This window comes from Streptomyces longispororuber, from assembly GCF_014656095.1.
Lineage (GTDB): Bacteria > Actinomycetota > Actinomycetes > Streptomycetales > Streptomycetaceae > Streptomyces > Streptomyces longispororuber.
Map to the genome: position 1 here is coordinate 1 of NZ_BNBT01000119.1, position 22070 is coordinate 22070.

Below are 22070 nucleotides of genomic sequence, written 5' to 3' on the forward strand. Positions count from 1 at the left end.
CACCATCTACCTCGCCGGACTCCACATCGCGGCCATCTTCATCTGGTCGGCACGATGATCCGAAGGAAACGGCCTAGGCCACCGATCAGGACGCTCGGCCGGGGGCGCCCGTCGAGCGCCCGGAGGGCGGCGTCGACCAGGAGGCGCTCGGAACGGCCGTCGGAGGTGTCCATGAGGAACGTGCCGTTGGCGATGATCTGCAGCAGGTCCCCGTGGCGACGCAGGGCCACTTCGCCGTACGGGCCCTCGCGCCGATCCAGCACCACAGGGGGATCGGATGGGTGGTGAGTGCGCATGCCCACATCCTGTAGCCCGCCCTGGGGCGGTTGCTGGGAATTGTTGCGCGCGGGGTGGCGAGGACGCCGAGGAATGCCATGGGGTTGCTGAGGGTTCCTGTGAATCACGTCTCATGTGGCGTCGATCATGGACAGCGTGGAACGATCCGTGAAGCGTGAACGTAATCGATTCGTGATTTTGTGATGTCGTGATGTCGTGATGCAGTCGCGTAGGGGTCCCGCGGAGTCGCGCGGGGCGCTCCGCGGTAGTTCCGTGACGAAGGGAGCGCCTCGGCGTGAACCGGACTGTTACTGGCGGGGGCGTGGTTTCCGGCGGGGGCGTCGGTGCGGATGTGGCGGAGCCCGCGAGAGGTGATGGGGCCGTCGCGCTGGACGTGTCCCTGCTGGACGGCGCCTTGCTGGACGGGGTGCCGCCGGAGGGATCGTCGCCGGGCGGGTCGTCGCTGGGCGAGCCGTCGCTGGGCGGGCCGTCGCTGGACGGGGTGCCGGGGCAGCGGCGTGCGCTCCGGGTGGCTGGACCGCTCGGGGCCGGGCCCGGTCGCGACCTGATGTCAGATTCCGCTTCCGGCTCCGCGACGGTGCCCTCGGCCCTCCTCCCGGCTTCGTCCGCGGCTGCTTCCGGCCGCGCGTCGGCGCCTGCCCCCGCCGCCGCTCCGACCGTGGCGTGGGCCCGGCTGGGCCGTCTGCGGCTCTGGCATCTGCGGCCTTGGCGTCTGCTGCCGACCCCGACCGGTACGCCCTTCACCTTCGGCTACGCCGTCGTCCTCCTGCTCACCTCGATGTTCGCTGAGTACGCCGACCCGGCGCTGATCTCGTCGATGCGCCAGGGGTCCAGCACGGACGTCGCCCATCTCGCCGACCGGCCGGTGTTCGTCCTGGTCGCCAGCGCGCTGTGGGTCGCCGGTGGCGTCACGTCGCCGTACGCAGTCGGGTTCCTGCTCGTGCTGACCGCGCTCGAACGGCGTGTGGGGGCGGTGCGGGCGGCGGGCGTCTTCGTCCTCGGGCACGTCGTCGCGACGCTGGCCACCGAGATCCCGGTGGGGCTCTCGGTACTCGCCGGTCACCTGCCCGGCTCGTCCCTGCACCGGCTGGACTACGGCATCAGCTTCGGCGTCGCCGCGAGCGTCGGCGCGCTGGCCGGTGTGCTCGGGCCATGGCTGCGCTGGGCGCTGCTGGCGGGCTTCGGCTGGGTGCTCGTCGAGGACCTCATCGCGTTCGCGGACCCCATGACGAACTGGGGTCATCTGCTGGCCTTGGCCGTCGGCGTGACGACGTGGCCACTGCTGCAGGGCGGCCGGAGGCGCCGGGGCGTGGCGGGGTAGGGCGCTCGGCTCTGGCTACGGCCTCGGCTCGGTGGGGCGGGTGGGGGTGGGCGCGGGCTCGGTCGAGCGAGGGAGGCCCGGCGCGGCCCGGCGCGGTGCGGCGTTTGCGCCCGGTGCCGGGAAGGGCGGGTGATGGTGTCGATGTGTGGGCGTCGGCGGTACGTCGCCGCTGCCTGGACTGAGCGTCGCCGCGCGTCCGCGAGGTGCAGCCGAGAACCGGTCGGCGGCGGTGCCGGCCCTGGCGCCGGCTCGGGCGTCGACGCCGGCAGAACACTCGGCAGGGCTTCAGGTCCGGGCCGGGCGCAGACCGGAAAACGGAACGGGAACCGGAAGTTACGCATTCGCCGCCGCTGCCGGAATTCGTCCCCGCGAGACTCTTGCGCCGCAAGGCAATGCCCGACTATCTTGTACCGCATGACAAAGGAGCTGTCCGCGTCGCACGACCAGCGCCGTAGCCAGCTACTGCGCGGGGTGCTCGACCTGTGCCTGCTCGCGCTCATCGCCGAACGACCTCGGTACGGCTACGAGTTCGTGGAGGCCCTCACCGAGAGCGGCCTCGACCTGGTGAGCGAGGGCAGCATCTACCCCCTGCTCGCACGCATGGAGCGGGCAGGCCTGGTCGACTCCTACCGCGCTCCGTCCGCCGCGGGGGGAGCGCCGCGCAAGTACTACCGCCTCACCGAGGCGGGCGCGGCCGAGTTGTCCAGCGGCCGCACCACTTGGAGCGCCTTCACGGGCGCGGTCTCCAGCACGTTGGGGACGTGACAGGCACGCACGGCACGGCACGGGGGGCACACGATGGCGTACGAGACGACTGGTGAAGCGACGACCGTCGAGGTGGCAGGCGGCGATGCGCAGACATCGGAGGGCCGGGCCGCCGGCCACGAGGCACTGGAGAAGGGGGCGGGCGCCGAGCTGACCCGCGAGCGTGTCCTCGCGGTCTGCCAGAGCAACTGGGAGTATCGGGGCATCGACGACGCCTCGATGCGCGAGATGCTCGAGGAGCTCACCACTCACCTGGACGAGGCCGCCGCGGCCGGCCGCACCCCGCAGGACGTGGTCGGGCCCGACGCGAAGGCATTCGCCGCAGCTTGGGCTCGGGCGCGCACTCCTCTGCTTCAGCGCGTCCTGCGCATGGCCGCGCTGATCCCCTTCGTCCTCGGCTCCCTGCTCCTGCTCACCCATGTCTTCGACCGCAGCACGTCCCTCGCGATCGAAGCTCCTCGTGTCGCCTTCTACGTGGCCTTGGCGGCCGCGATCGTCGCCTGGGAGATGCGACGCGGGAGCCTCGGCTTCAGAGGCTGGACAGTCGCAGGCCTCGTCGCGCTGCCCGTAGCCGTGATCACGGCCTTGCTCATAGGTGACGAGCCGCTCTTCCACCTGCCGCTGTGGGGCACGCTGCTGTTCCTGGCGCCCGGCCTGCCGTACACCGTCGTGGACATCCGCGCGAGAAACAACGCGCCCGGGAAGGGCTGAGGCGCCGCGAGGGGCGCGGCGGAGGCGCGGCAGCGGGAGGGGGCGCGGCAGCAGGAGGGGGCGACGGCCTGGCCTTCACCGCGGGCATCCGGCGCGGCGGCCCGGGAGCGGCCTCCACTGCGAGTGTCGAGCGATGTGCCCGCACTGCGGGCCGGCTGCAACAAGTCCACACTCCCCGGTCGGGCGCAGGGCACCGTGCATGACCGTCGGCGAAGGTGGGCGGCCGCCCGAAGGCCGGGTGCCGCCACCCCGGGGACGTAGGCTCCGGCCACCTGCGGCCGGCGGTTCCCCTGCGGCAGGGGCGGCGGAGTACGGCCACCGGTCGGCAAAGCGGCAGGTGCGCGGTGGGGTACGGCAGCATCCGACCGTCCCAGGCGCGGCGGAGTGCGGCCAGCCGTCGGCCCGAGGCGGCCGCGCTCAGGCTCCGCCCACGGGCGGTCGGCCCGAGACGGAGCAAGCGCGGGTCAGGACTCGTCCGGGCCCTTGCGTCGAGCGCTGGTGAGAGGAGCCACCACCTGCCAGCCGAGTGACTCGTACAGCGCGCGGCCCTCCACCGTCCCGGCCAGGACGCCGACCTCGCAGCCCTGCTCGAACGCGGCGGCCTGAAGCGTGCGCATGACCAGACTGCCGAGCCCGCGGCGGCGGTGCGCCGGGGAGGTCTCGATCTGGTCGGCGACCGCGGTGCGGCCCGTGGGCGCGATCTGGCCGCGGGCCGCCCAGGAGCCGTCGGCCGTGGTGACCATGGCTCGTAGGACGCCGCCGCGCGTCCACGTGTGCAGCCGGTAACCCTCCGGTGCCACCAGGCGCTGCGGGGCCACGGCTGCCAGGGGCAGGGTCATCAGGTAGCCGTCCTCCGGGTCGACCCACCACTCCGGGCCGAACCAGGGCGCCACCCGGGCCGGGGCGTCGAAGACCTTCATCCAGATGTCCACACCCGAGACCGAAGCCGCCACCGCGCGTACGTCGGCTTCCTGGACGGCGGCGTTGACCGTACCGAAGACATGACGGGAGGGATGCCGGATGTGACCGACGCGGATCGTGTAACCCCAGGGCTCCACGACGGGAGGGGCCGCGCCACGCGAGACGACCCATCCGTCGACCCAGGCCCGCACGACCTCTGAGTCGGCCAGGGCCATCGGCCCGGCCACGACGCCCTCAGCCCCTGCCGTCGCCGCACCTGGTGCGGCCGCCGCATCCGCCGAACCCGTCGGACGGATCGGAGCCGACGTGCTGGTGGTGCTGGTGGTTCTGGTCGTGCTGTTCAAGGAAGTCCCCTCCCGGGCGGCTCGGGTAAGCGTCGGCCCAGGTAAGTGCCAACTGCCGCATGCGGCATCTCTAACCCGTAATGGTCACTAGTTGCCACTGATTATTACGAGAGCGCGGCCCTGCGGGCGTCGAACGTGATCGCTCAGAGCGAACACGCCCCGGGGAACATTCCAAGGCTCATAACCATTGAGTCGATACAGCTCAACTTGAATGCCGAAGGGGAGATCATGGCTGCTGAGTCCACGGATTACACACCGCTCGCTCTGCCCGTGCTGCCGCTCGATGACGAGGTCGTGCTGCCCGGCATGGTGGTGCCGTTCGACCTGTCCGACCCCGACGTGCGGGCCGCGGTGGAGGCGGCACAGGCCGCCGCGAGGTCCAGTGGGAGGAGCAGCAAGCCGACGGTGCTGCTTGTTCCGCGCATCGACGGGACGTACGCCGCGATGGGCGTGCTGGGCACGGTCGAGCAGGTGGGGCGGTTGGCGGACGGTGACCCGGGGGCCCTGATCCGGGGGCGCGGCCGGGTGCGGATCGGGGCGGGCACGACCGGACCCGGTGCCGCGCTGTGGGTGGAGGGCACGCGGGTCGAGGAGAGCGTGCCGGATCCGCTGCCCGGGGCCACGGTGGAGCTGGTCAAGGAGTACAAGGCCCTGGCCACGAGCTGGCTGAAGAAGCGCGGGGCCTGGCAGGTCGTCGACCGGGTGCAGCAGATCGACGAAGTCTCGGCGCTCGCCGACAACTCCGGGTACTCGCCCTTCCTCACCACCGAGCAGAAGGTCAAGCTGCTGGAGACCGAGGACCCGACGGCCCGGCTGAAGCTGGCGACCGAGCAGCTCCGGGAGCACCTGGCCGAGCAGGACGTCGCCGAGTCGATCGCCAAGGACGTCCAGGAGGGCGTGGACAAGCAGCAGCGGGAGTTCCTGCTGCGGCGGCAGCTCGAGGCCGTACGCAAGGAGCTGCGTGAGCTCAACGGCAAGGACGGCGAGGAGGAGTCCGACGACTACCGCGCCCGGGTGGAGGCCGCCGACCTGCCCGAGCACGTCCGCGAAGCGGCCCTGAAGGAAGTCGAGAAGCTGGAGCGCGCGAGCGACCAGTCGCCGGAGGGCTCCTGGATCCGCACCTGGCTGGACACGGTCCTCGAACTGCCGTGGACCGAGCGGACCGAGGACGCGTACGACATCAAGGGCGCCCAGGAGGTCCTCGATGCCGAGCACGCGGGGCTGCAGGACGTGAAGGAGCGGATCACCGAGTACCTGGCGGTGCGCAAGCGGCGGGCGGACCGCGGCATGGGCGTGGTCGGGGGCCGCCGCGGCGGAGCGGTGCTCGCGCTCGTGGGGCCGCCCGGTGTCGGCAAGACCTCGCTGGGCGAGTCGGTGGCGCACGCCATGGGGCGCAAGTTCGTGCGGGTGGCGCTCGGCGGTGTGCGGGACGAGGCGGAGATCCGCGGGCACCGGCGCACCTACGTGGGCGCCCTGCCGGGCCGGATCGTGCGGGCCATCAAGGAGGCCGGGTCCATGAACCCGGTGGTGCTGCTCGACGAGATCGACAAGGTGGGCTCGGACTTCCGTGGCGACCCAGCGGCCGCGCTCCTCGAAGTGCTCGACCCCGCGCAGAACCACACGTTCCGCGACCACTACCTGGAAGTCGAGCTGGACCTGAGCGACGTGGTCTTCCTGGCGACGGCCAACGTCCTCGAAGCCATCCCCGAGGCCCTGCTCGACCGCATGGAGCTGGTCCGGCTCGACGGTTACACCGAGGACGAGAAGGTCGTCATCGCCCGGGACCACCTGGTGCCGCGCCAGCTCGACCGGGCCGGGCTCGGCTCCGGCGAGGTGACCGTCGACGAGGGCGCGCTGCGCAAGCTCGCCGGGGAGTACACGCGCGAGGCCGGCGTGCGCAACCTGGAGCGCTCCGTCGCCCGGCTGCTGCGCAAGGTCGCGGCGCAGCACGAGCTGGGGGAGCGGGAGCTGCCCTTCACGATCGGGGCGGACGACCTGCGGGACCTCATCGGGCGGCCGCACCACGTGCCGGAGTCGGCGCAGGACCCCGCCGAGCGGCGTACGGCGGTGCCCGGGGTGGCCACGGGGCTCGCGGTCACCGGGGCGGGCGGCGACGTGCTGTTCGTCGAGGCGTCCCTCGCCGACCCGGAGACCGGCGCGGCCGGGCTGACGCTCACCGGCCAGCTCGGTGACGTGATGAAGGAGTCGGCGCAGATCGCGCTCTCCTTCCTGCGCTCCCACGGCGCCGAGCTCGAGCTGCCCGTCGGCGACCTGAAGGACCGGGGCGTGCACATCCACTTCCCGGCGGGCGCGGTGCCCAAGGACGGGCCGAGCGCGGGCGTCACCATGACGACGGCGCTCGCGTCGCTGCTCAGCGGCCGTCTGGTGCGTACGGATGTGGCGATGACCGGGGAGGTCTCGCTGACCGGGCGGGTGCTGCCCATCGGCGGCGTCAAGCAGAAGCTGCTCGCCGCGCACCGCGCCGGGATCACCACGGTGGTCATCCCGAAGCGGAACGAGCCGGACCTGGACGACGTCCCCGCCGAGGTCCTGGACAAGCTCGACGTCCACGCGGTGACGGACGTCCGGCAGGTCCTGGAGCTGGCGCTGACCCCGGCGGAGGTGAAGGTTCCGGCCGCGGCGTGACGGCGGCGGTGTGACGGCGGCGTCGTGACGGTCGCGGCGGACAGCGGTCGGCCCGGGGCTCCGCGGTGGAGCCCCGGGCCGGGCCGGGCGGGGTCAGCCGTTGGCCAGGGCCTGGATGCGGTCGTAGGCGCCGTTGAACTTGTTGTGGTCGCCGACGATGGGGCCGGAGGAGGTGTACTGCCACATGGTGTGGAAGCCCCAGCCGGCGGGGAGTTCGCCGGGGCTGACGTCGTAGCGCGCGATCCACAGCGGGTTGGTGGAGCCGAAGCCGCTGTAGTTGCCGGTGCACTGCTTCCACCAACTGGTGGCCGTGTAGATCACCGCGTCACGCCCGGTGCGGGCCTTGTAGGTGGTGAGGAAGTCCCGGATCCAGCTCACCATGGCGCTCGGGGACTTGCCGAAGCAGGCCGCGCCGTAGGGGTTCCACTCGATGTCGAGTGCGCCGGGCAGGGTCTTCCCGTCGCGGGACCAGGCGCCGCCGTTGTCCACGAAGTAGTTGGCCTGGGCGGCGCCGCTGGAGGTGTCCGGGGTGGCGAAGTGGTAGGTGCCGCGGATCATGCCGATGTTGTACGAGCCGTTGTACTGCTGGGCGAAGTACGGATTGCGGTAGGAGGTGGCCTCCGTGGCCTTCACGTACGCCCACCGGACGCCGCTGCTCCACAGCGCCGACCAGTTGACGTTGCCCTGGTGGCTGCTGACGTCGACGCCTTCCGTCTGGACGGCGTCGCCGCCGCGCGGCTCGCCGCCCTGGCCGTCGTGTTCGAGGACGCCCTGACCCATCCGGGCGCTGCCGCGGGGCGGGACGTTCTCACCGTCGGCGGACTGCGCGGCGCCGGGCAGGGTCAGCAGCAGGGCGAGGGCGGACAGGACTGCGAGGAGAACGCCCGCGGCGTGGTGTTCGCGGCGGGCCGTACCGGGTCTGTGCACGGGCATAGCGTGCCTCCGAAACGCCTCGTGGAGCCCGTACGGCGCACGGCGTGGCCCCATGGGGAAGGCACGCGTCACCGGCGTGGCGTACGGGACTCGGTGGGGGGACTGTGGACACGTCACCGGACCAGGTCATGGGAGCGGGGGCGCGGGGGCCGGAACGCGTCGACCTCGTCACCGGCTGGACCGCGCCACCGAGCTGACTGGTGTGGACATGTCATGTATGACGCTACGCACGTAGAGCGGGGGAGGGGAAGAGGCTTCCGTGACCGCCGATGGTCTATGCCTGCGAAATACTGGGCGAGCTGCGGCGATGTCCGCGGTCGGCGGAAACTTTCAGGAGCGGGAAAGTGCGGCAGGGGTGCTGACATGCGTGAGGACGCGCGCCAGGGCGAGCGAACCGGTACGGAGGAGGGGGAGCGCGGTGGCGGTGTGGACCCCGAGTTCCTCGCCCTGGAGCGGGAGCTGACGCTGCTCCTGCGCCGGGCCCGGGCCTCGTCCGGTGAGATGGCCCGCCAGGTCCACCCCGACCTGGAGCCCGCCGCGTACGGGCTGCTCGCCTTCCTGGACGAGTCCGGGCCGCGGCGCGCCACGGACCTGGCCGCGTTCATCGGCGTCGGCAAGGCCACGATGAGCCGGCAGCTCCGGGCGCTGGAGCAGTTGGGCCTGGTCACGCGGGAGCCGGACCCGGCCGACGGCAGGGCCTGGCTCGTGCGGCTCACGGACGAGGGGCGGACGCGGTTCCGTACGGTGCGCCGGGGGCGGCGGGAGCGGTACGTCCGACAGCTCGCGGGCTGGGACCGGACCGAGGTCGCCGAGCTGGCCCGGCTGCTGCGGCAGCTCAACGCCCGGGCCGAGATCTAGCCCGCGCCCGCGGCCGGGGCGCCGTCAGCGGCCGCGGCGCCTTGTCGACCGCGGGCGGCGCGGGGGCGCGGGGGCGTGCCCAAGGGGGCGTGTCTCAAGAGGCGTGCGCGAGGGCGTACGGGAGGGGGTGTGCGCCCCGTGGGGTGGCGTGCCGTCACAGTTCCGCGTACACCACCGCGGCGTCGTCGTGCCGTTTGGCGCGCGGGTACGCCGTGCCGTCCGGGTCCGCCGCCTCCAACTCCCGTACGCGCTCGACCAGTCCACGCGGGCCGTCCTTGCGGAGGAGGGCGAAGCAGTCCGTCCAGTCGCCCTCCCGGAACGTCTCGACCCAGCGCCCGGCGCCGTCCGTGAGCGCGGCCAGGGCCGTGACGGCGGAGCGGGGCAGCTCCCCGGTGACCGCGCGGGCGGCGGCGGTGGGGTCGGCGGCGGCGGTGTAGAAGCCGCCTTCCGCGTTCCGCAGGGCCTCGACGGCGGCCGCGTACTCGCGTCGCAGCGCCTGCCGTTCGACCGAGCCGCGCGGCAGGGCCCGTACGGCGTCGCGCAGTTCGCGGACGGCGGCCGGGAGCTCGTCGAGGCGCCGGTCGAGGACGGGCTCGACCTCGCCACCCGGACCGGCCACCAGTAGTGCCGAGTCGGACAGGACCAGGTGGGCGACGCGCTCCGGGTCCCACCGCGCGAGGACCACGGTTGCCTGTGGCGTTCGTGGGTGAGAAAGGTCACAGGTGTCACGGTGGGCGTCTGCTGTACGGGAGATGGCCTCGGCGAGGATCTCAGGGAGCGTCAGGTCCGGGCGTGAAACGGACAGTTCGACCAGTGCGCCGCCCAGGCGGGCCGTGAACCAGGGGACGGAATGCAGACAGCCGACGGCGCCGGTCGGGGGTGTCACGCCGTCGAGCAGGACCAGTGTTCCGCCCTGTCCGGACGCGGGCAGCGCTACCGACGCGTAGTCCTCGTTGGGGCGTTCCGGGTCGCCGGGCTCGGTGGCCAGTTCGATGCGCATCCGGTCAGTCTGCCCGAGGCCGGGGGCGGGCCCGGGGGAGGGTGGGCAGGCGGCGTGGGGCGGTCCGGCGCGGTGGTCAGGGCGGTGGAAATCGGCCGGAACCAACGGCTCCGGCGGGGTGTGGCGGCGCATCCTGCCAAAGCCGACCACGGACGTCCAACCGGCACAGCGCGCGCGGCCCGGACGGCGCGCGGTGTGACTTGCCCGCCAACTCCGGGACGGGGTTCACTCCTTCAGGTGGCCAGGCAGACGATGCGAGACTGCCGCGCACCGGCACTGGAATCGTCTGACAAGGTCAGGGTCCGTGTCGGAGCGCTCGCGTTGACGGATCGTCACCGGGGCCCTAGGGCAGACGAAAACAGGAATGCGAGCACCGGTGCAAGAAATGCGGCCTCGGCGCGAAGGCAGCCAGCAGGCCCCGGGAAGGGCCAGACCGGGCGCGACCCCTCCCTCTGGTCCCTCCGGTCCCTCCGGCCCCTCGACCTCGTCGGGGGTCCCCGCCCCGTCCGGGACCTCGGCCCCCTCGGGGGCCTCCGCCCCGAATCGGACCTCCGCCCCGTCGTCGGAGTCCCCCACCCCGACTCGGTCCGCCGCCCCGTCGGAGTCCTCGGAGTCCTTCAGTCCGTCTCGGGCCTCCGCCCTGCCGGGGGCCTCCGGTCCGGCCGGGACTTCCGCTCCGTCCGGGGCTTCCACTGGCTCCGGGACCTCCGCCCCGCACGGGTCCTCTTCCTTGTCCGGGGCCTCCCCATCCGAAGCTTCCGCCGCGCCCGGGGCCGCTGACCCGTCGGCAGCCCCTGCCTCCGCGGAGCCCGGCGCCGCCGCTTCCGCCTCCGGGCCCGGGGAGCCGCAGGGTCCCGCGGGTGCGCGGCCTTCGGCGTCCTCGGCCCGTGCCGCCCGCGCGGCGCGCGCTGCCCGTGCGGCCCGGGCTGCCCGCGACGCCCAGGCCCCCCGTGCCTCCCAGGACGGTGCCGCCGCGGGCGCTCCCGGGCAGACCACCGGCGCCCCCCGGCACACCACCGGCCCCAGCGCTCTCCAGGCCGCGTCCGGCGCGGCGCTGGGCGTCGACCCCGCCGACGGCACCGCTGCCGCGCAGGGCACCGCTCCCGCGCAGGGCACCACCGCCGAGGTAGGCACCACCCCGGCCGCCCCGGCTGCGCAGCACGCACCTCCGGCGAAGGGCGCCACCCTGGCCCCCGCCAAGGGCACCACCCCGGCCCCCGCGAAGGACGCCCCGGCCCCGCCCAAGGCCGCCACCCAGGCCCCCGCCAAGGACGCCCCCACCAAGGACGCCCCCGCCCCAGCCACCCCCCAGCCCCCCCGCCCCCCCAAGGCCCGTGTCCGCAACCGGCTCATCGGGGCCGTCGCCGTGGTCGCCGCCGCCGTGGCGGGGGCCGGGGCGCCCGCGATCGTCGCCGCGTCCGGTGACCTGAACGACTCGCAGAGCCTCGTCACGCTCTCCGAGCTCACCCAGCGGGCCGTCACGCTGAGCCACTCGCTGGCCGACGAGCGCGACGAGGTCACCGCCTACATCGCCGCCGGCCGCCCCGACGGCAAGGGCCTCTCCGAGAGCCGCGGCGCCCGCGTGGACCGGCAGATCGAGGAGCTGCGCGAGGCCGCCGCCGACGCGAACACCAACAGCTCCGTCACCTCCGGGCTCCGCCGCGACCTGGCGGGCCTCGCCGCCGTGCGCCGCTCGGCGCTCACCGGCAAGGGCACCGCCCTGGACACCCACAAGGCGTACGCGAAGGCCATCACCGAGCTCCACGCCCTCACCCGCGAGCTGGCCGAGAAGCTGCCCCCGCGCGCGGGCTCAGGCGCCCACGCGCTCGCCGACCTCGACCACGCCGTCGACCAGGCGGGCGCCGCGCGCGGCCTGCTCCTCGCCGCCCTCGCCGTGCCCCGGGCCAGTGCGGGCAGCACCCTCGACCCGGTCACCGGGCTGCCCACGCCGGCCGCCGACTCCGGCGCGGAGGACCGGCAGCGCGACGACCTCACCGCCGCCGCGCAGCAGGCCCGGGTACGGGAGCTGGCCGCGCTCGCCGACTTCCAGGACGCCGCCCCCACCGCGGCCCGCGTCGCCTACCAGTCGGTGGTCACGGGCTCCGACGTGACCACCGCCGAGCAGTACCTGGACCGGCTCACCGACCGGCCCGAGCTGTCCGCCGCCGACCGGCGCCTGGACCGCCGCAAGGTGGACACCGCCCTGTCCGCGCGCCTGGAGGCGATGCGCGGCGTCGAGAACGCGCTCGCCACCGACCGTACGAAGAGCCTCACCGGGCTGCGCGACGACGACGTCACCGCCTTGGAGCTCAGGATCGCGCTGGTCGGCGCGCTGCTGCTCGTCGCCGTCGGCGTGGGCACGGCGACCGCCCGCTCGCTCACCCGCCCGCTGGCCGCCCTGCGGCTCGGCGCGGCCCGGGTGGCGGGGGCGCCCGCGGCCGAGGAGCCGGTGCGGTTCACCGGCCGCGACGACGAGTTCGCCGCGGTCGTACGGTCCGTCAACGCGCTCCACGGTCACGCCGTCGCGCTCCAGGAGCGGCTCGGCACGCTCGAAGCGGACCGCAAGCACCTGATCGGGCAGCGCCAGACGATGGCCGACGCGCGCCAGGCGATGGCCGACGAGCGGGACGCGCTGCGCGCCGAGCTCACCGAGGCCGCGGCCCGCCTGGACCGGGCGCGCCGCGGCATCCAGGGCACGTTCGTCCACCTCACGCTGCGCACCCTCGGCCTCGTCGAGCGGCAGCTCGCGGTCATCGAGCACCTGGAGGAGCGCGAGCAGGACCCCGACCGGCTCGCCACGCTCTTCAAGCTCGACCACCTCGCCACCGTCACGCGCCGCCACAGCGAGAACCTCCTCGTCCTCGCGGGTGCCGACCACGGCCACCAGCACACGGGCCCGGTGCCGCTCGTCGACGTCGTCCGCGCCGCGGTCAGCGAGATCGAGCGGTACGAGCGCGTCCGCATCGCCGCGCTGCCGCCGGGCATCCACCTCGCGGGCTTCGCGGCGGACGACATCAGCCACCTGGTGGCGGAGCTCCTGGAGAACGCCACGTCGTTCTCGCCGCCCGAGGCCCCCGTCGAGGTGTCCGGCTGGCTCCTTGAGAACGGCGAGGTCATGCTCTCCGTGCAGGACGAGGGCATCGGCGCGGGCGTCGACCGGCTGCGGGAGCTGAACGCGCGGCTCGCCGAGTTCTCCGCCGACGACGTCTACGAGCACGAGAACGGTGACGGCCTCGGACTCGGCCTGTACGTGGTGGCCCGGCTCGCGGCCCGGCACGGGGCGCGGGTGCGGCTGCGCGAGCAGAAGCAGGGTGGTGTGGCCGCCGTCGTGGTGCTCCCTGGCGGCATCCTGACCGCGCCGCCCGCGACGCCGTCCGACGCGGTGTCCTCCGGTACGGCGCCCTCCTCCGGCGTGGCGCCGTCCGGTGCGGTCCCCTCCGGTACGGCACCCTCCGATGCAGTCCCCTCCGGTACGGCCCCCTCCGACGAGGCGTCCCCCGGTGTGGTGCCCCCCGGCGCGGTGCCCGCCGCCCGCGACGGGGAGCGGGACGTGACCCTGCCGGAGCGGGAGCCCGAGCCGGAGCCCGCACCGGAGCCCGAGCCCACACCCGAGCCCGAGCCGAAGTCCGCGGCCGAGCCCGAGCCGGGGCCCGCCCCCGCGGCCGAGGCGGAGCCGGAGCCGGGCCCGAACCCGGACCCGCTGGTCGCGGCGGCCGAGACCGCCCTCGCCGAGACCACCATGGAACTCCTGCTCCCGGCCCTCGGCGGCGACCACCCGCGGGAACCCGGGCCCGACCACGCCACCACGCCCGGGTACGACCACCCCGGCCACCCCGGCCACCCCGCCCCTCCGGAAACCACCCAGCCGGAGCAGCCCGAGCAGCCCGAGCAGCCCGAACAACAACCCGAGCAGCCCGAGCCGCCGCGCTTCACCGCCAAGGGCCTGCCCAAGCGCACCCCGAGGACCAGCCCGGTCGCGGGCGCCGGGGCGGACCGGCCCGTGCGTCCCGCGGCCGTCGACGCCGAGGAGCTGCGGCGCCGCCTCGGCGGCTTCCAGCGCGGCGCCGCGAGCGGCCGGCGCGACGCGGAGGCCGAACTCGCCGATGCCGATGCCAGGGCGCCCGAGACCCCGGGCACCCCGGGGGCCGCCCGCGCCACCACGACCACGGGCGGCGCGACCACGGGCGACAAGACCACAAGGGGCGCGGCCACCGCCCGCGACACCGCCACCGCCCCCACGGCCGACGGCACCACCGTGCCGGACGCCGTGGACACCGCACATGCCGCAGATGTACCGGGGGACTCAGTCGAGGAGGCAAGCAGTTGACTGCGCCCATGCGCACGCCCGGTTCTTCCGCCCGGACCGCGAAGCCCCAGGAGCCCGCGCCGCCCGGGGCCGCGAGGCCCCAGGAGATCGGGGCCCCGGAGGCCGACAAGCCCGAGAAGGCCCCCCGGCCGCACGCGCCCGGCCCCGCCCCGCACGAGGCAAGCGGCCCCGCCCCGCACGAGGCATCCGGCCCCGCCGTGCACGGCCTGAGCAGTGAGGCCCGCAACCTCCACTGGCTGCTGACGAACCTCGTCGAGGAGGTCCCCGGCATCCGCTCGGTGGCCGTCGTCTCGTCCGACGGCCTGCTGCTGCTCTCCTCCGACCCCGACCGCAACGCCGAGCGCCGCCCGGCCCACCGCCCCACCGGGCCCCGCGGCTCCAGCGCCGACCTCGCCACCATCGTCTCCGGGCTCGGCAGCCTCACCCTCGGCGCGGCCCGGCTCATGGACGGCGGAACGGTCAAGCAGACGGTCGTCGCCATGGCCGAGGGCAGCCTCGTCGTGATGGCGATCAGCGACGGCTCCCTGCTCGGCGTGCACGCGGCGCCCGACTGCGACATGAGCGTCGTCGCGTACCACATGGCGCTGTTCGTGGGCCGCGCCGGACACCTCCTCACCCCCGAACTCCGCAGCGAGCTGCGGCAGTCGCACGGGGACGCCGGATGAGCGCGGGCGCGGCGGCCTCCGGGCTGCCCGTCCGGGGCGCCGACCGCAAGCCCGCCCGGGTGCGCCCGTACTCGCTCACCGGCGGGCGTACCCGCTTCGGCCACGTGCTGCTCGTCGAGACGTTCGTGGCGGCCACCGCGGCGCTCGAAGCGGCGGGGGAGCGGCGCGAGGTGGCGCGCGGCGACGCGCCGGCCTCCCGGGTGATGCCGGAGCTGCGGGCGATCGTCGAACTGTGCCGCCGCATGCGTACGGTCGCCGAGGTGGCCGCGCTCCTGAAGATGCCGCTCGGCGTGGTGCGCGTGCTGCTCAGCGACCTCGCCGACCAGGGAAGGATCTGCGTGTACGGAACGGGCCACGGCCCCGGGCGCCCGGACCGCGCCGTGCTGGAAAGGGTGCTGCATGGGCTCCGTGGTCTCTGAGACCTCACCGTCACCGATCACGCAGGTCCAGGAGCTGCTCGACGGCGAGGAAGGCGTCCAGCCCTGGCAGTTGGAGCGCGACCGGGCGCCGCTCGCCACGAAGATCGTGGTCGCGGGCGGCTTCGGCGTGGGCAAGACGACGCTCGTCACGGCGGTCTCCGAGATCACACCGCTGCGGACCGAGGCGCTGATGACGCAGGCCAGCGCCGCGACGGACGACCTGAGCGCGACACCGGCCAAGACCACGACCACGGTCGCGATGGACTTCGGCCGGATCACGCTGGCCGACGACCTCGTCCTGTACCTGTTCGGCACGCCGGGCCAGCAGCGCTTCTGGTTCATGTGGGACGACCTGGTGCGCGGCGCGATCGGCGGGGTCGTCCTCGCCGACACCCGCCGCCTGACCGACTGCTTCCCGGCGCTCGACTACTTCGAGAGCTGCGGGCTGCCGTACGTCGTGGCCGTCAACCACTTCGACGGCTCCGAGCGGTACGAGGCCGAGGACGTCCGCGAGGCGCTGACCGTGGCCGACCGGATACCCGTCCTGATCATGGACGCGCGCGAGCGGACCTCCGTGATCGCCTCCCTGCTCGCGCTGGTGGGCCACGTACTGGACGAGACACCCCCCGACTGACGCCCGTCCCCGGCCCGGACACAGCCCCGGGCCCGGCCCGCGCCCCACACCACCACCCGGCGCCGTCGCCATGCCGCCCCACCGGCTCGTCGCCATGTCGGCACACCGGTACATCGCCATGTCGGCACAGAGCCACGTCGGTCCGCCGACTCGTACAGCGTTCAGTGAAAGGACCCGCATGCGGAAGATACTCGTCGTCGGAGCCGGGCAGTCCGGTCTCCAGCTCGCGCTCGGACTGCAGTCGCAGGGGTACGAGGTCACGCTGATGACCAACCGTACGGCCGACGAGGTGCGGTCCGGGCGGGTCATGTCCACGCAGTGCATGTTCCACACCGCGCTCCAGCACGAGCGCGACCTGGGCCTGAACTTCTGGGAGTCGCAGGCGCCGAGGATCGAGGGCGTCGGCGTCTCCGTCGCGGGTCCCGACTCCGGCCGGGTCATCGACTGGGTCGGCAGGCTCGACGGCTACGCCCAGTCCGTCGACCAGCGCGTCAAGATGGCGGGCTGGATGGAGACGTTCGCCGGGCGCGGCGGCCAGCTCGTCGTGCACGGCGCGGCGGTCTCCGACCTCGACTACTTCTCCCGCACCTACGACCTCGTCCTGGTGTCGGCGGGCAAGGGCGAACTGGTGTCGATGTTCGAGCGCGACGCCTCCCGCTCCCCGTACGACGCGCCGCAGCGGGCGCTGGCCGTCGCCTACGTCCACGGGCTCGGGCCGCGCCCCGAGCACCCGGAGTTCGACGCGGTCCGCTGCAACCTCGTGCCCGGGGTCGGCGAGCTGTTCGTGATGCCGACGCTCACGACGTCCGGCCGGGCGGACATCCTGTTCTGGGAGGGCGTCCCCGGCGGCCCCCTGGACGTCTTCCAGGGCATCAAGGACCCGCGGGAACACCTCGCCGTCACGCTCGACCTGCTGAAGAAGTTCCTGCCCTGGGAGTACGCGCGCGCCACGAAGGCCGAACTGACCGACGCGGCCGGCACGCTCGCCGGGCGGTACGCGCCCACCGTGCGCAAGCCGGTCGGGCGGCTGCCCGGCGGCGGCCTGGTCCTCGGCGTCGCCGACGTGGTGGTCGCCAACGACCCGATCACCGGGCAGGGCTCCAACTCCGCGTCCAAGTGCGCGGCCTCCTACCTGGCGTCCATCGTGGCCCACGGCGACCGGCCCTTCGACGAGGCGTGGATGCAGGCGACGTTCGACCGGTACTGGGAGACGGCGCGGCACGTGACGAAGTGGACCAACGCGATGCTCGCGCCGCCGCCCGAGCACGTGCTCACCCTCCTCGGCGCGGCGGGCGGGCTGCAGCCGGTCGCCGACCGCTTCGCGAACGGGTTCAACGACCCCGCGGACTTCGAGGCCTTCTTCTACGACGCGGCCCTGACCGAGGCCTACCTCGCCGAGGTCGCCGCCCCGGCCGGGGCATAGCAGGCCCGCCCCGGCCCGGCGCGCGTCTCCCGGGCCGGGAGGCGGGGTCACAGGACGGCGTCCGCCGCCCTGCCGGTGGCCTCCGGCAGCTTGGGCGGGTGGTAGTCCGGCACCGGCCGGGCCTTGGGGTCGGGCCGCACCGCCCCGAGGACCGGGTTCGTCGCGATCGGCGAGACCCGGACCCGGGTGCCGGGCCGGGGCGCGTGCACGACCTTGCCCTCGCCCACGTACAGCGCGACGTGGGTGGCCGTGGGGTAGTACACGACCAGGTCCCCGGGGCGGAGCCTGCTCAGCGGCACCCGCGGCAGTCGGGCCCACTGCTGCTGGCTGGTGCGGGGGATGTCCCGCCCGCCCGCGTCCCACGCGCGCTGGGTGAGGCCCGAGCAGTCGAACGACGAGGGCCCCTCCGCGCCCCACGCGTACGGCTTGCCGACCTGCCTGAGGGCGTACCGCACCGCCCGCGCCCCCTTGGCCGACGGCGCCCGGCCCGACTCGGCGGTGCCGAGGGACCCGGACGCGACGAGCCGCCGCTGTGCGGTGGCCGTGCCGCGCCGCTCGGCCCGGGCGAGCGCGTCCAGCTCCGCGGCGGTGAGGGAGGCCAGCACCTCCTCGACCTCGCGCAGCCGCGCCCGCACCCCGTCGCGGGCCTCCTGCCGGCGCCGGGCCAGGGACTCCTGCGCGTCGAGGGCCCGCCGGGCGGCCCCGGCCAGAGCCTGTGCCCTCCGCTCGCCCCGGTCGAGGCGGGCGACGGCGGGGGTGCGGGCGGCGGCGGCGCGCCGCAGCACGTGGCGCTGGTCGAGGGCGCCGCGCGGGCTGCGGGCCAGCAGCAGCCGGACGTAGGAGGAGATCTCCACGCTGCTGTTCTGATACTGCTGCCGGGCGAAGCGGCCCGCGGCGCCGCGGCCGTCACGGGCCGCGGCACGGGCCGCGGCGAGGCGGCGGTTGAGGTCGGCGACCCGGCGGCGCTGCGCCGTCAGCTCCTCCTCGGTGGCGTTGTACGTCTCGGTGGACTCCTCGGCTTCCCGGTACAGGCGCTGAAGGTCCATCAGCAAGGCCGTCACCGAGCGCTTCTCGGGAGCGGGTACGGCGTGCGCCCCGGGCAGCAGGGGGAGCGGGGCCACCAGGGCGGAGACCACGGAGCCCGCGCACGCCCAGCGCAGCAAGAGACCTGACACCACATCACCTCCGGCGCGGGCCGGGCCGTCCGGCGCGCACCGTGAGCATCCGGCCGGGGCCGGGGGCCCGCCCGCCGGCGCTGGGCGGTCGGCCCAACGCCGTCACCCGAACCAGGGGCCCCCGGCGCGGCGGGTTGCGCCCGAAGGGTGGGGGTGTCAGCCCGTCCGGCGTTTGAGGACGAGGCGCGGAGCGCCGATGAGGGGGGAAAGGGGCGCAGCCCCATACGACTCAGCCGTCCCCCCGCCCGGCCGGAGGGCCCGGCTTGGACCAGGGCCACTTCAGGTCCCGAAGCCCCCCGCCGTCCGCCCCGCCCTCGGCGTCGTACTCGTACCGCCACCCCGCGTGCAGCCCGAACCGCTTCGCGGGCCCCGCGGGCACCCGCCGGTAGACGAGGACCGTGGGCTCGCCGCCCGCGTCGTCCGGGACGGGGACGCGGTAGACCTTGGGCGGGTGGCCGGTCGGGCCGAGCAGGACCGGGAGCACGCGGCCGTCCAGCGGGCCGCCCACGAACGGGGTGTCTTCACTCTTCACAGGGTCAGTGTGCGCCACCCCCGGGCGCGGGCCCGGCCACCATCCGGGCCGCGTCCGCGACCACCGGGAGCACCCGCCGCGCCAGCTCGCCCACCGGCCCGTCGGGGCTCTCCAGGGCGAGGGCGTCCCGCACCACCTCCGCGGTCTGCGGGTCGCGCCCGGCGGCCGCCGCGAGCTGGGCCACGAACTGCTCCACGAGCAGGTCCCGCAGCTCGTCCAGCGGCGGCTGCTTGCCCTCGTCCAGCCAGATCAGCGAGGCCGCCTCGACGGCGGTGACCCACATCCGCACCGTGGTGCGCAGCCGCGGCCCGGGCGCCTCGCCGAGGTCCATGTGGGACAGGATGTGCGCCAGGGCCGACCTGCGGACGCGGTCCACTATGGCGGTCGTACGGGAGGTCTCCACGACGCTGCCGCCCTGGAGCAGCGCGCTGAACCCGGCGTCGTGCTCGTCGACGAACGCCAGGTACCGGTCCAGGGCCCGCCCCAGGCGCCGCGTCAGCGGGCCGTCCTGCGGCTCGGCGAAGCACTGCTCCAGCTCCTCGGCGGCGGTCCGCAGCGCGGCCTCGTACAACTGCTGCTTGCCGCCGGGGAAGTAGCGGTAGACCAGGGGGCGCGACACCCCGGCCGCCTCCGCCACGTCGTCGAGGGACACCTCGTCGGGCGCGCGGTGCGCGAACAGCGACAGGGCGGCGTCGAGGAGCTGGCGCCGCCGCTCCTCGACGCTCAGGCGCCGGTAGGCGCGGGCGGGGCTGACGGCTGCGGTCATGTCCCGCAGCGTAACCGTGCCGTCGCCCAAAGGGGCCGGGACCGGTGCTACGCCAGCAGTCCGGAGGACTTCCACAGCCTGCGGCCCACGCCGCGCAGCACCCCGATGTCGTCGAGGAAGTCGGTCAGGCGCTTGGCGCCGCTCTGCATGACCTCGCGGCGGTGGCCGCTCGCCCTGACCTGGGCGAGCGCCTCGCGGCGGTCGAGGCCCACGTCGGAGTAGACCCGCGGGTTGACGAAGGCCACGGAGAAGACGCGGGCCGCCTCGCCGGAGCTGATCCGGGTCAGCTCGCGCTCCCAGCGCGGGGCGGTCACCATCTGGCGGCGCAGCTCCTCGCGCGCGTACCGCACGTGCCGGGCCTCCTCCACGACGTGGATGCGGGTGACGCCGCGCACCAGCGGCTGCACCCGCTCGTCGGGGAAGGTCAGGCGCTGCATCCAGTCGAGGATCTCCTCGCCGAGCAGCGTGCACGCGAACGAACCGGGCGTGGTGGAGACGGTCTTGAGGACGCGGGCCAGGTTGTGGTTGAGGCGCGTCACCGGGTACGTGGGCGCGCCGCCCTTCTGGATCATGCGGGCGAACATCATCGAGTGGCGGCACTCGTCGGCGATCTCCGTGAGCGCGTACCGCACGTGCGCGCTGGTCACGGACTTGTCGTAGATGTGCCGGACCAGGAGCTGCATCAATATGATCTCGAACCATATGCCGAGCGAGGCGAGCGACGCCGCCTCGTGCCGGGCCAGGTCGAAGCGCTGCTCCTCGGACATCCGCTTCCACAGCGGGGTGTCGTAGAGGGAGACGAGCTCCGGCGGCCAGAACCACTTGCCGTCCTCGACGGGGGCGTCCCAGTCGAGCTCGGTGTCCGGGTCGAAGGAGTGCCTGGCGGAGGACTCGAGGAGCCGCAGGGCCACCTGTTCGCGGTCCTTGAGCAGGCCCAGGGCGTCCCGCAGACCCGTGAGTTCGCCGTCCTCGGTCACGGTGGTCATGACGTACTCCTGCTCCTCGGATGCTGTCGTGTGCTGTCGGGTGCCGCCGCCCCCGGCGGGTTACCGGCGGTCACGTCTTATGAGACTGCTTGTCAGCAAGGCCGTCAATCCCCCACGCGCAACTTGTTGACCGCCCGTCTACCACCGTGTGAGCCTGCCAACTGTTCACCTTTCCGCGGCGGTTGCGACGACCACGGGCCGCCGAGAGCCGTGAGGAGCCGTCCGTGTCCACACGCGATCTGTACGCCAAGGCTCAGCAGGACCTCACCTGGCAGGTGCCCGCCACCGGGGCGGCCCGCTTCAGTTGGGAGTACGACCAGGGCCGCGAACGCCTCTTGAACCTCTACCAGAAGGGCAAGGACAAGCAGTGGGACGGTGCCAAGCGCATCGACTGGGACCTGGAGGTGGACCCCCTCGACCCGCTCGGCACCCCCGACGAGGCCATGACCCTGTACGGCACCCGGCACTGGGACCGGATGTCCCCGCGTGAGCGCGGTGAGCTGCGCAAGCACTACGCCTCCTGGCAGTTCAGCCAGTTCCTGCACGGCGAGCAGGGCGCGATGGTGTGCGCCGCCCGCATCGTGGAGTCCGCGCCCGACCTGGACGCGAAGTTCTACTCCGCCACCCAGACCATGGACGAGGCCCGGCACGCCGAGATCTACGGCCGCTTCCTGCACGAGAAGATCGGCATGCTCTACCCCGTCAACGACAACCTCCAGGCGCTGCTCGGCGACACCCTGCGCGACTCCCGCTGGGACATGCCCTACTTGGGCATGCAGGTCCTCATCGAAGGCCTCGCCCTCGCCGCCTTCGGCATGATCCGCGACACCACGGACAAGCCCCTGCCGCAGCAGATCCTCGCCTACGTCATGCAGGACGAGGCCCGGCACGTGGCCTTCGGGCGGATGGCCCTGCGCGACTACTACCGGCAGCTCACCGACGCCGAGCTGCGCGAGCGCGAGGAGTTCGTCATCGAGGGCTGCTACCTGATGCGCGACCGGCTGCGCGGCGTCGAGGTCCTGGAGAACTTCGGCATCCCGAAGCAGGAGGCCGAGGAGTGCAGCGAGCGCTCCGAGTACCTCCAGCTCTTCCGCAAGCTCCTGTTCAGCCGCATCGTGCCCTGCGTCAAGGACATCGGCCTGTGGGGCGAGCGCCTCCAGCGGGCCTACGTCGACATGGGCGTCCTGGAGATGGGCGACTCCAGCCTCGACGCGCTGATGGCCCAGGACGAGGAGATCGCCGAGAAGCTGGACGCGGAGCGCTTCGCCGCGGAGGAGCGGCTGCGCGTGGCGGAGGTGGAGGAGGCCGTCGCCGCCGGACGCGCCGACTGACGCCTGCGCCCGGGGC

18 protein-coding genes and 1 pseudogene are annotated in these 22070 nt (G+C 74.0%); 11 read left to right on the forward strand and 8 right to left on the reverse strand.

Annotated elements, in window-relative coordinates:
* Positions 1 to 71 precede the first annotated feature (71 nt).
* Positions 72 to 296: pseudogene (locus IE330_RS28210) on the reverse strand (spermidine synthase); the annotation flags it as partial.
* Positions 297 to 955: 659 nt separating this feature from the next.
* Here IE330_RS28210 and IE330_RS28215 point away from each other — a divergent pair.
* The 3 genes from IE330_RS28215 to IE330_RS28225 all read left to right on the forward strand — a co-directional run bounded on the left by IE330_RS28215 (position 956) and on the right by IE330_RS28225 (position 3094).
* On the forward strand, positions 956 to 1618 hold the full coding sequence (locus tag IE330_RS28215) for a rhomboid-like protein (protein ID WP_190138970.1): 663 nt from the start codon (positions 956 to 958) through the stop codon (positions 1616 to 1618).
* 414 nt (positions 1619 to 2032) lie between these two features.
* Entirely contained in the window at positions 2033 to 2383 is a 351-nt protein-coding gene (locus tag IE330_RS28220; RefSeq protein WP_190138971.1) for a PadR family transcriptional regulator, read from the forward strand.
* A 33-nt stretch (positions 2384 to 2416) separates the two neighbouring features.
* Positions 2417 to 3094, forward strand: coding sequence for a hypothetical protein (locus IE330_RS28225; protein WP_190138972.1), 678 nt, complete (start codon positions 2417 to 2419; stop codon positions 3092 to 3094).
* A 464-nt stretch (positions 3095 to 3558) separates the two neighbouring features.
* On the opposite strand, the gene IE330_RS28230 is transcribed toward IE330_RS28225, so the two are convergent.
* Complete coding sequence (locus IE330_RS28230) at positions 3559 to 4230, reverse strand: GNAT family N-acetyltransferase (RefSeq protein ID WP_190138988.1); 672 nt, start codon at positions 4228 to 4230, stop codon at positions 3559 to 3561.
* 357 nt (positions 4231 to 4587) lie between these two features.
* Here IE330_RS28230 and lon point away from each other — a divergent pair, with 357 nt between their 5' ends.
* On the forward strand, positions 4588 to 7005 hold the full coding sequence (gene lon, locus IE330_RS28235; RefSeq protein ID WP_190138973.1) for an endopeptidase La: 2418 nt from the start codon (positions 4588 to 4590) through the stop codon (positions 7003 to 7005).
* Between the two features lie 93 nt (positions 7006 to 7098).
* On the opposite strand, the gene IE330_RS28240 is transcribed toward lon, so the two are convergent.
* Positions 7099 to 7938: a lysozyme gene (locus tag IE330_RS28240; protein ID WP_190138974.1), complete on the reverse strand. Its 840-nt coding sequence runs from the start codon at positions 7936 to 7938 to the stop codon at positions 7099 to 7101.
* Between the two features lie 363 nt (positions 7939 to 8301).
* On the opposite strand from IE330_RS28240, the gene IE330_RS28245 reads away from it, so the two are divergent.
* Positions 8302 to 8796 carry a MarR family winged helix-turn-helix transcriptional regulator gene (locus IE330_RS28245; RefSeq protein WP_190138975.1) on the forward strand — a complete coding sequence of 165 codons (495 nt, stop codon included), beginning with the start codon at positions 8302 to 8304 and terminating at the stop codon, positions 8794 to 8796.
* 154 nt (positions 8797 to 8950) lie between these two features.
* Here the strand turns inward: IE330_RS28245 and IE330_RS28250 are convergent, their stop codons facing one another.
* Positions 8951 to 9796, reverse strand: coding sequence for a protein phosphatase 2C domain-containing protein (locus IE330_RS28250; RefSeq protein WP_190138976.1), 846 nt, complete (start codon positions 9794 to 9796; stop codon positions 8951 to 8953).
* Between the two features lie 1186 nt (positions 9797 to 10982).
* Here IE330_RS28250 and IE330_RS28255 point away from each other — a divergent pair.
* The 5 genes from IE330_RS28255 to IE330_RS28275 all read left to right on the forward strand — a co-directional run bounded on the left by IE330_RS28255 (position 10983) and on the right by IE330_RS28275 (position 17264).
* Positions 10983 to 14123 (forward strand): sensor histidine kinase, encoded by a 3141-nt coding sequence (locus IE330_RS28255; protein ID WP_190138989.1) that lies wholly within the window; start codon positions 10983 to 10985, stop codon positions 14121 to 14123.
* 197 nt (positions 14124 to 14320) lie between these two features.
* Positions 14321 to 14788 carry a roadblock/LC7 domain-containing protein gene (locus IE330_RS28260; RefSeq protein ID WP_190138990.1) on the forward strand — a complete coding sequence of 156 codons (468 nt, stop codon included), beginning with the start codon at positions 14321 to 14323 and terminating at the stop codon, positions 14786 to 14788.
* Entirely contained in the window at positions 14785 to 15207 is a 423-nt protein-coding gene (locus IE330_RS28265; RefSeq protein WP_190138977.1) for a DUF742 domain-containing protein, read from the forward strand. The genes IE330_RS28260 and IE330_RS28265 overlap by 4 nt, the downstream gene beginning before the upstream one ends.
* The gene (locus IE330_RS28270) at positions 15188 to 15841 is read left to right on the forward strand and encodes a GTP-binding protein (protein ID WP_190138978.1); all 654 of its coding nucleotides are present in this window, start codon (positions 15188 to 15190) and stop codon (positions 15839 to 15841) included. Before IE330_RS28265 ends, IE330_RS28270 begins: the two co-directional genes overlap by 20 nt.
* A 178-nt stretch (positions 15842 to 16019) precedes the next feature.
* Complete coding sequence (locus IE330_RS28275) at positions 16020 to 17264, forward strand: styrene monooxygenase/indole monooxygenase family protein (RefSeq protein ID WP_190138979.1); 1245 nt, start codon at positions 16020 to 16022, stop codon at positions 17262 to 17264.
* Between the two features lie 47 nt (positions 17265 to 17311).
* Here the strand turns inward: IE330_RS28275 and IE330_RS28280 are convergent, their stop codons facing one another.
* The 4 genes from IE330_RS28280 to IE330_RS28295 all read right to left on the reverse strand — a co-directional run bounded on the left by IE330_RS28280 (position 17312) and on the right by IE330_RS28295 (position 20723).
* Entirely contained in the window at positions 17312 to 18439 is a 1128-nt protein-coding gene (locus tag IE330_RS28280; RefSeq protein WP_229925990.1) for a C40 family peptidase, read from the reverse strand.
* Between the two features lie 229 nt (positions 18440 to 18668).
* Positions 18669 to 18971: a DUF8847 domain-containing protein gene (locus IE330_RS28285; RefSeq protein WP_190138980.1), complete on the reverse strand. Its 303-nt coding sequence runs from the start codon at positions 18969 to 18971 to the stop codon at positions 18669 to 18671.
* A gap of 4 nt (positions 18972 to 18975) precedes the next feature.
* Positions 18976 to 19737: a TetR/AcrR family transcriptional regulator gene (locus tag IE330_RS28290; protein ID WP_190138981.1), complete on the reverse strand. Its 762-nt coding sequence runs from the start codon at positions 19735 to 19737 to the stop codon at positions 18976 to 18978.
* A gap of 47 nt (positions 19738 to 19784) precedes the next feature.
* The gene (locus tag IE330_RS28295) at positions 19785 to 20723 is read right to left on the reverse strand and encodes an AurF N-oxygenase family protein (RefSeq protein WP_190138982.1); all 939 of its coding nucleotides are present in this window, start codon (positions 20721 to 20723) and stop codon (positions 19785 to 19787) included.
* A gap of 224 nt (positions 20724 to 20947) precedes the next feature.
* Between IE330_RS28295 and IE330_RS28300 the strand changes: the two genes are divergently transcribed.
* Positions 20948 to 22054 (forward strand): ferritin-like domain-containing protein, encoded by a 1107-nt coding sequence (locus IE330_RS28300; protein ID WP_190138983.1) that lies wholly within the window; start codon positions 20948 to 20950, stop codon positions 22052 to 22054.
* The last annotated feature ends 16 nt before the right edge of the window (positions 22055 to 22070 follow it).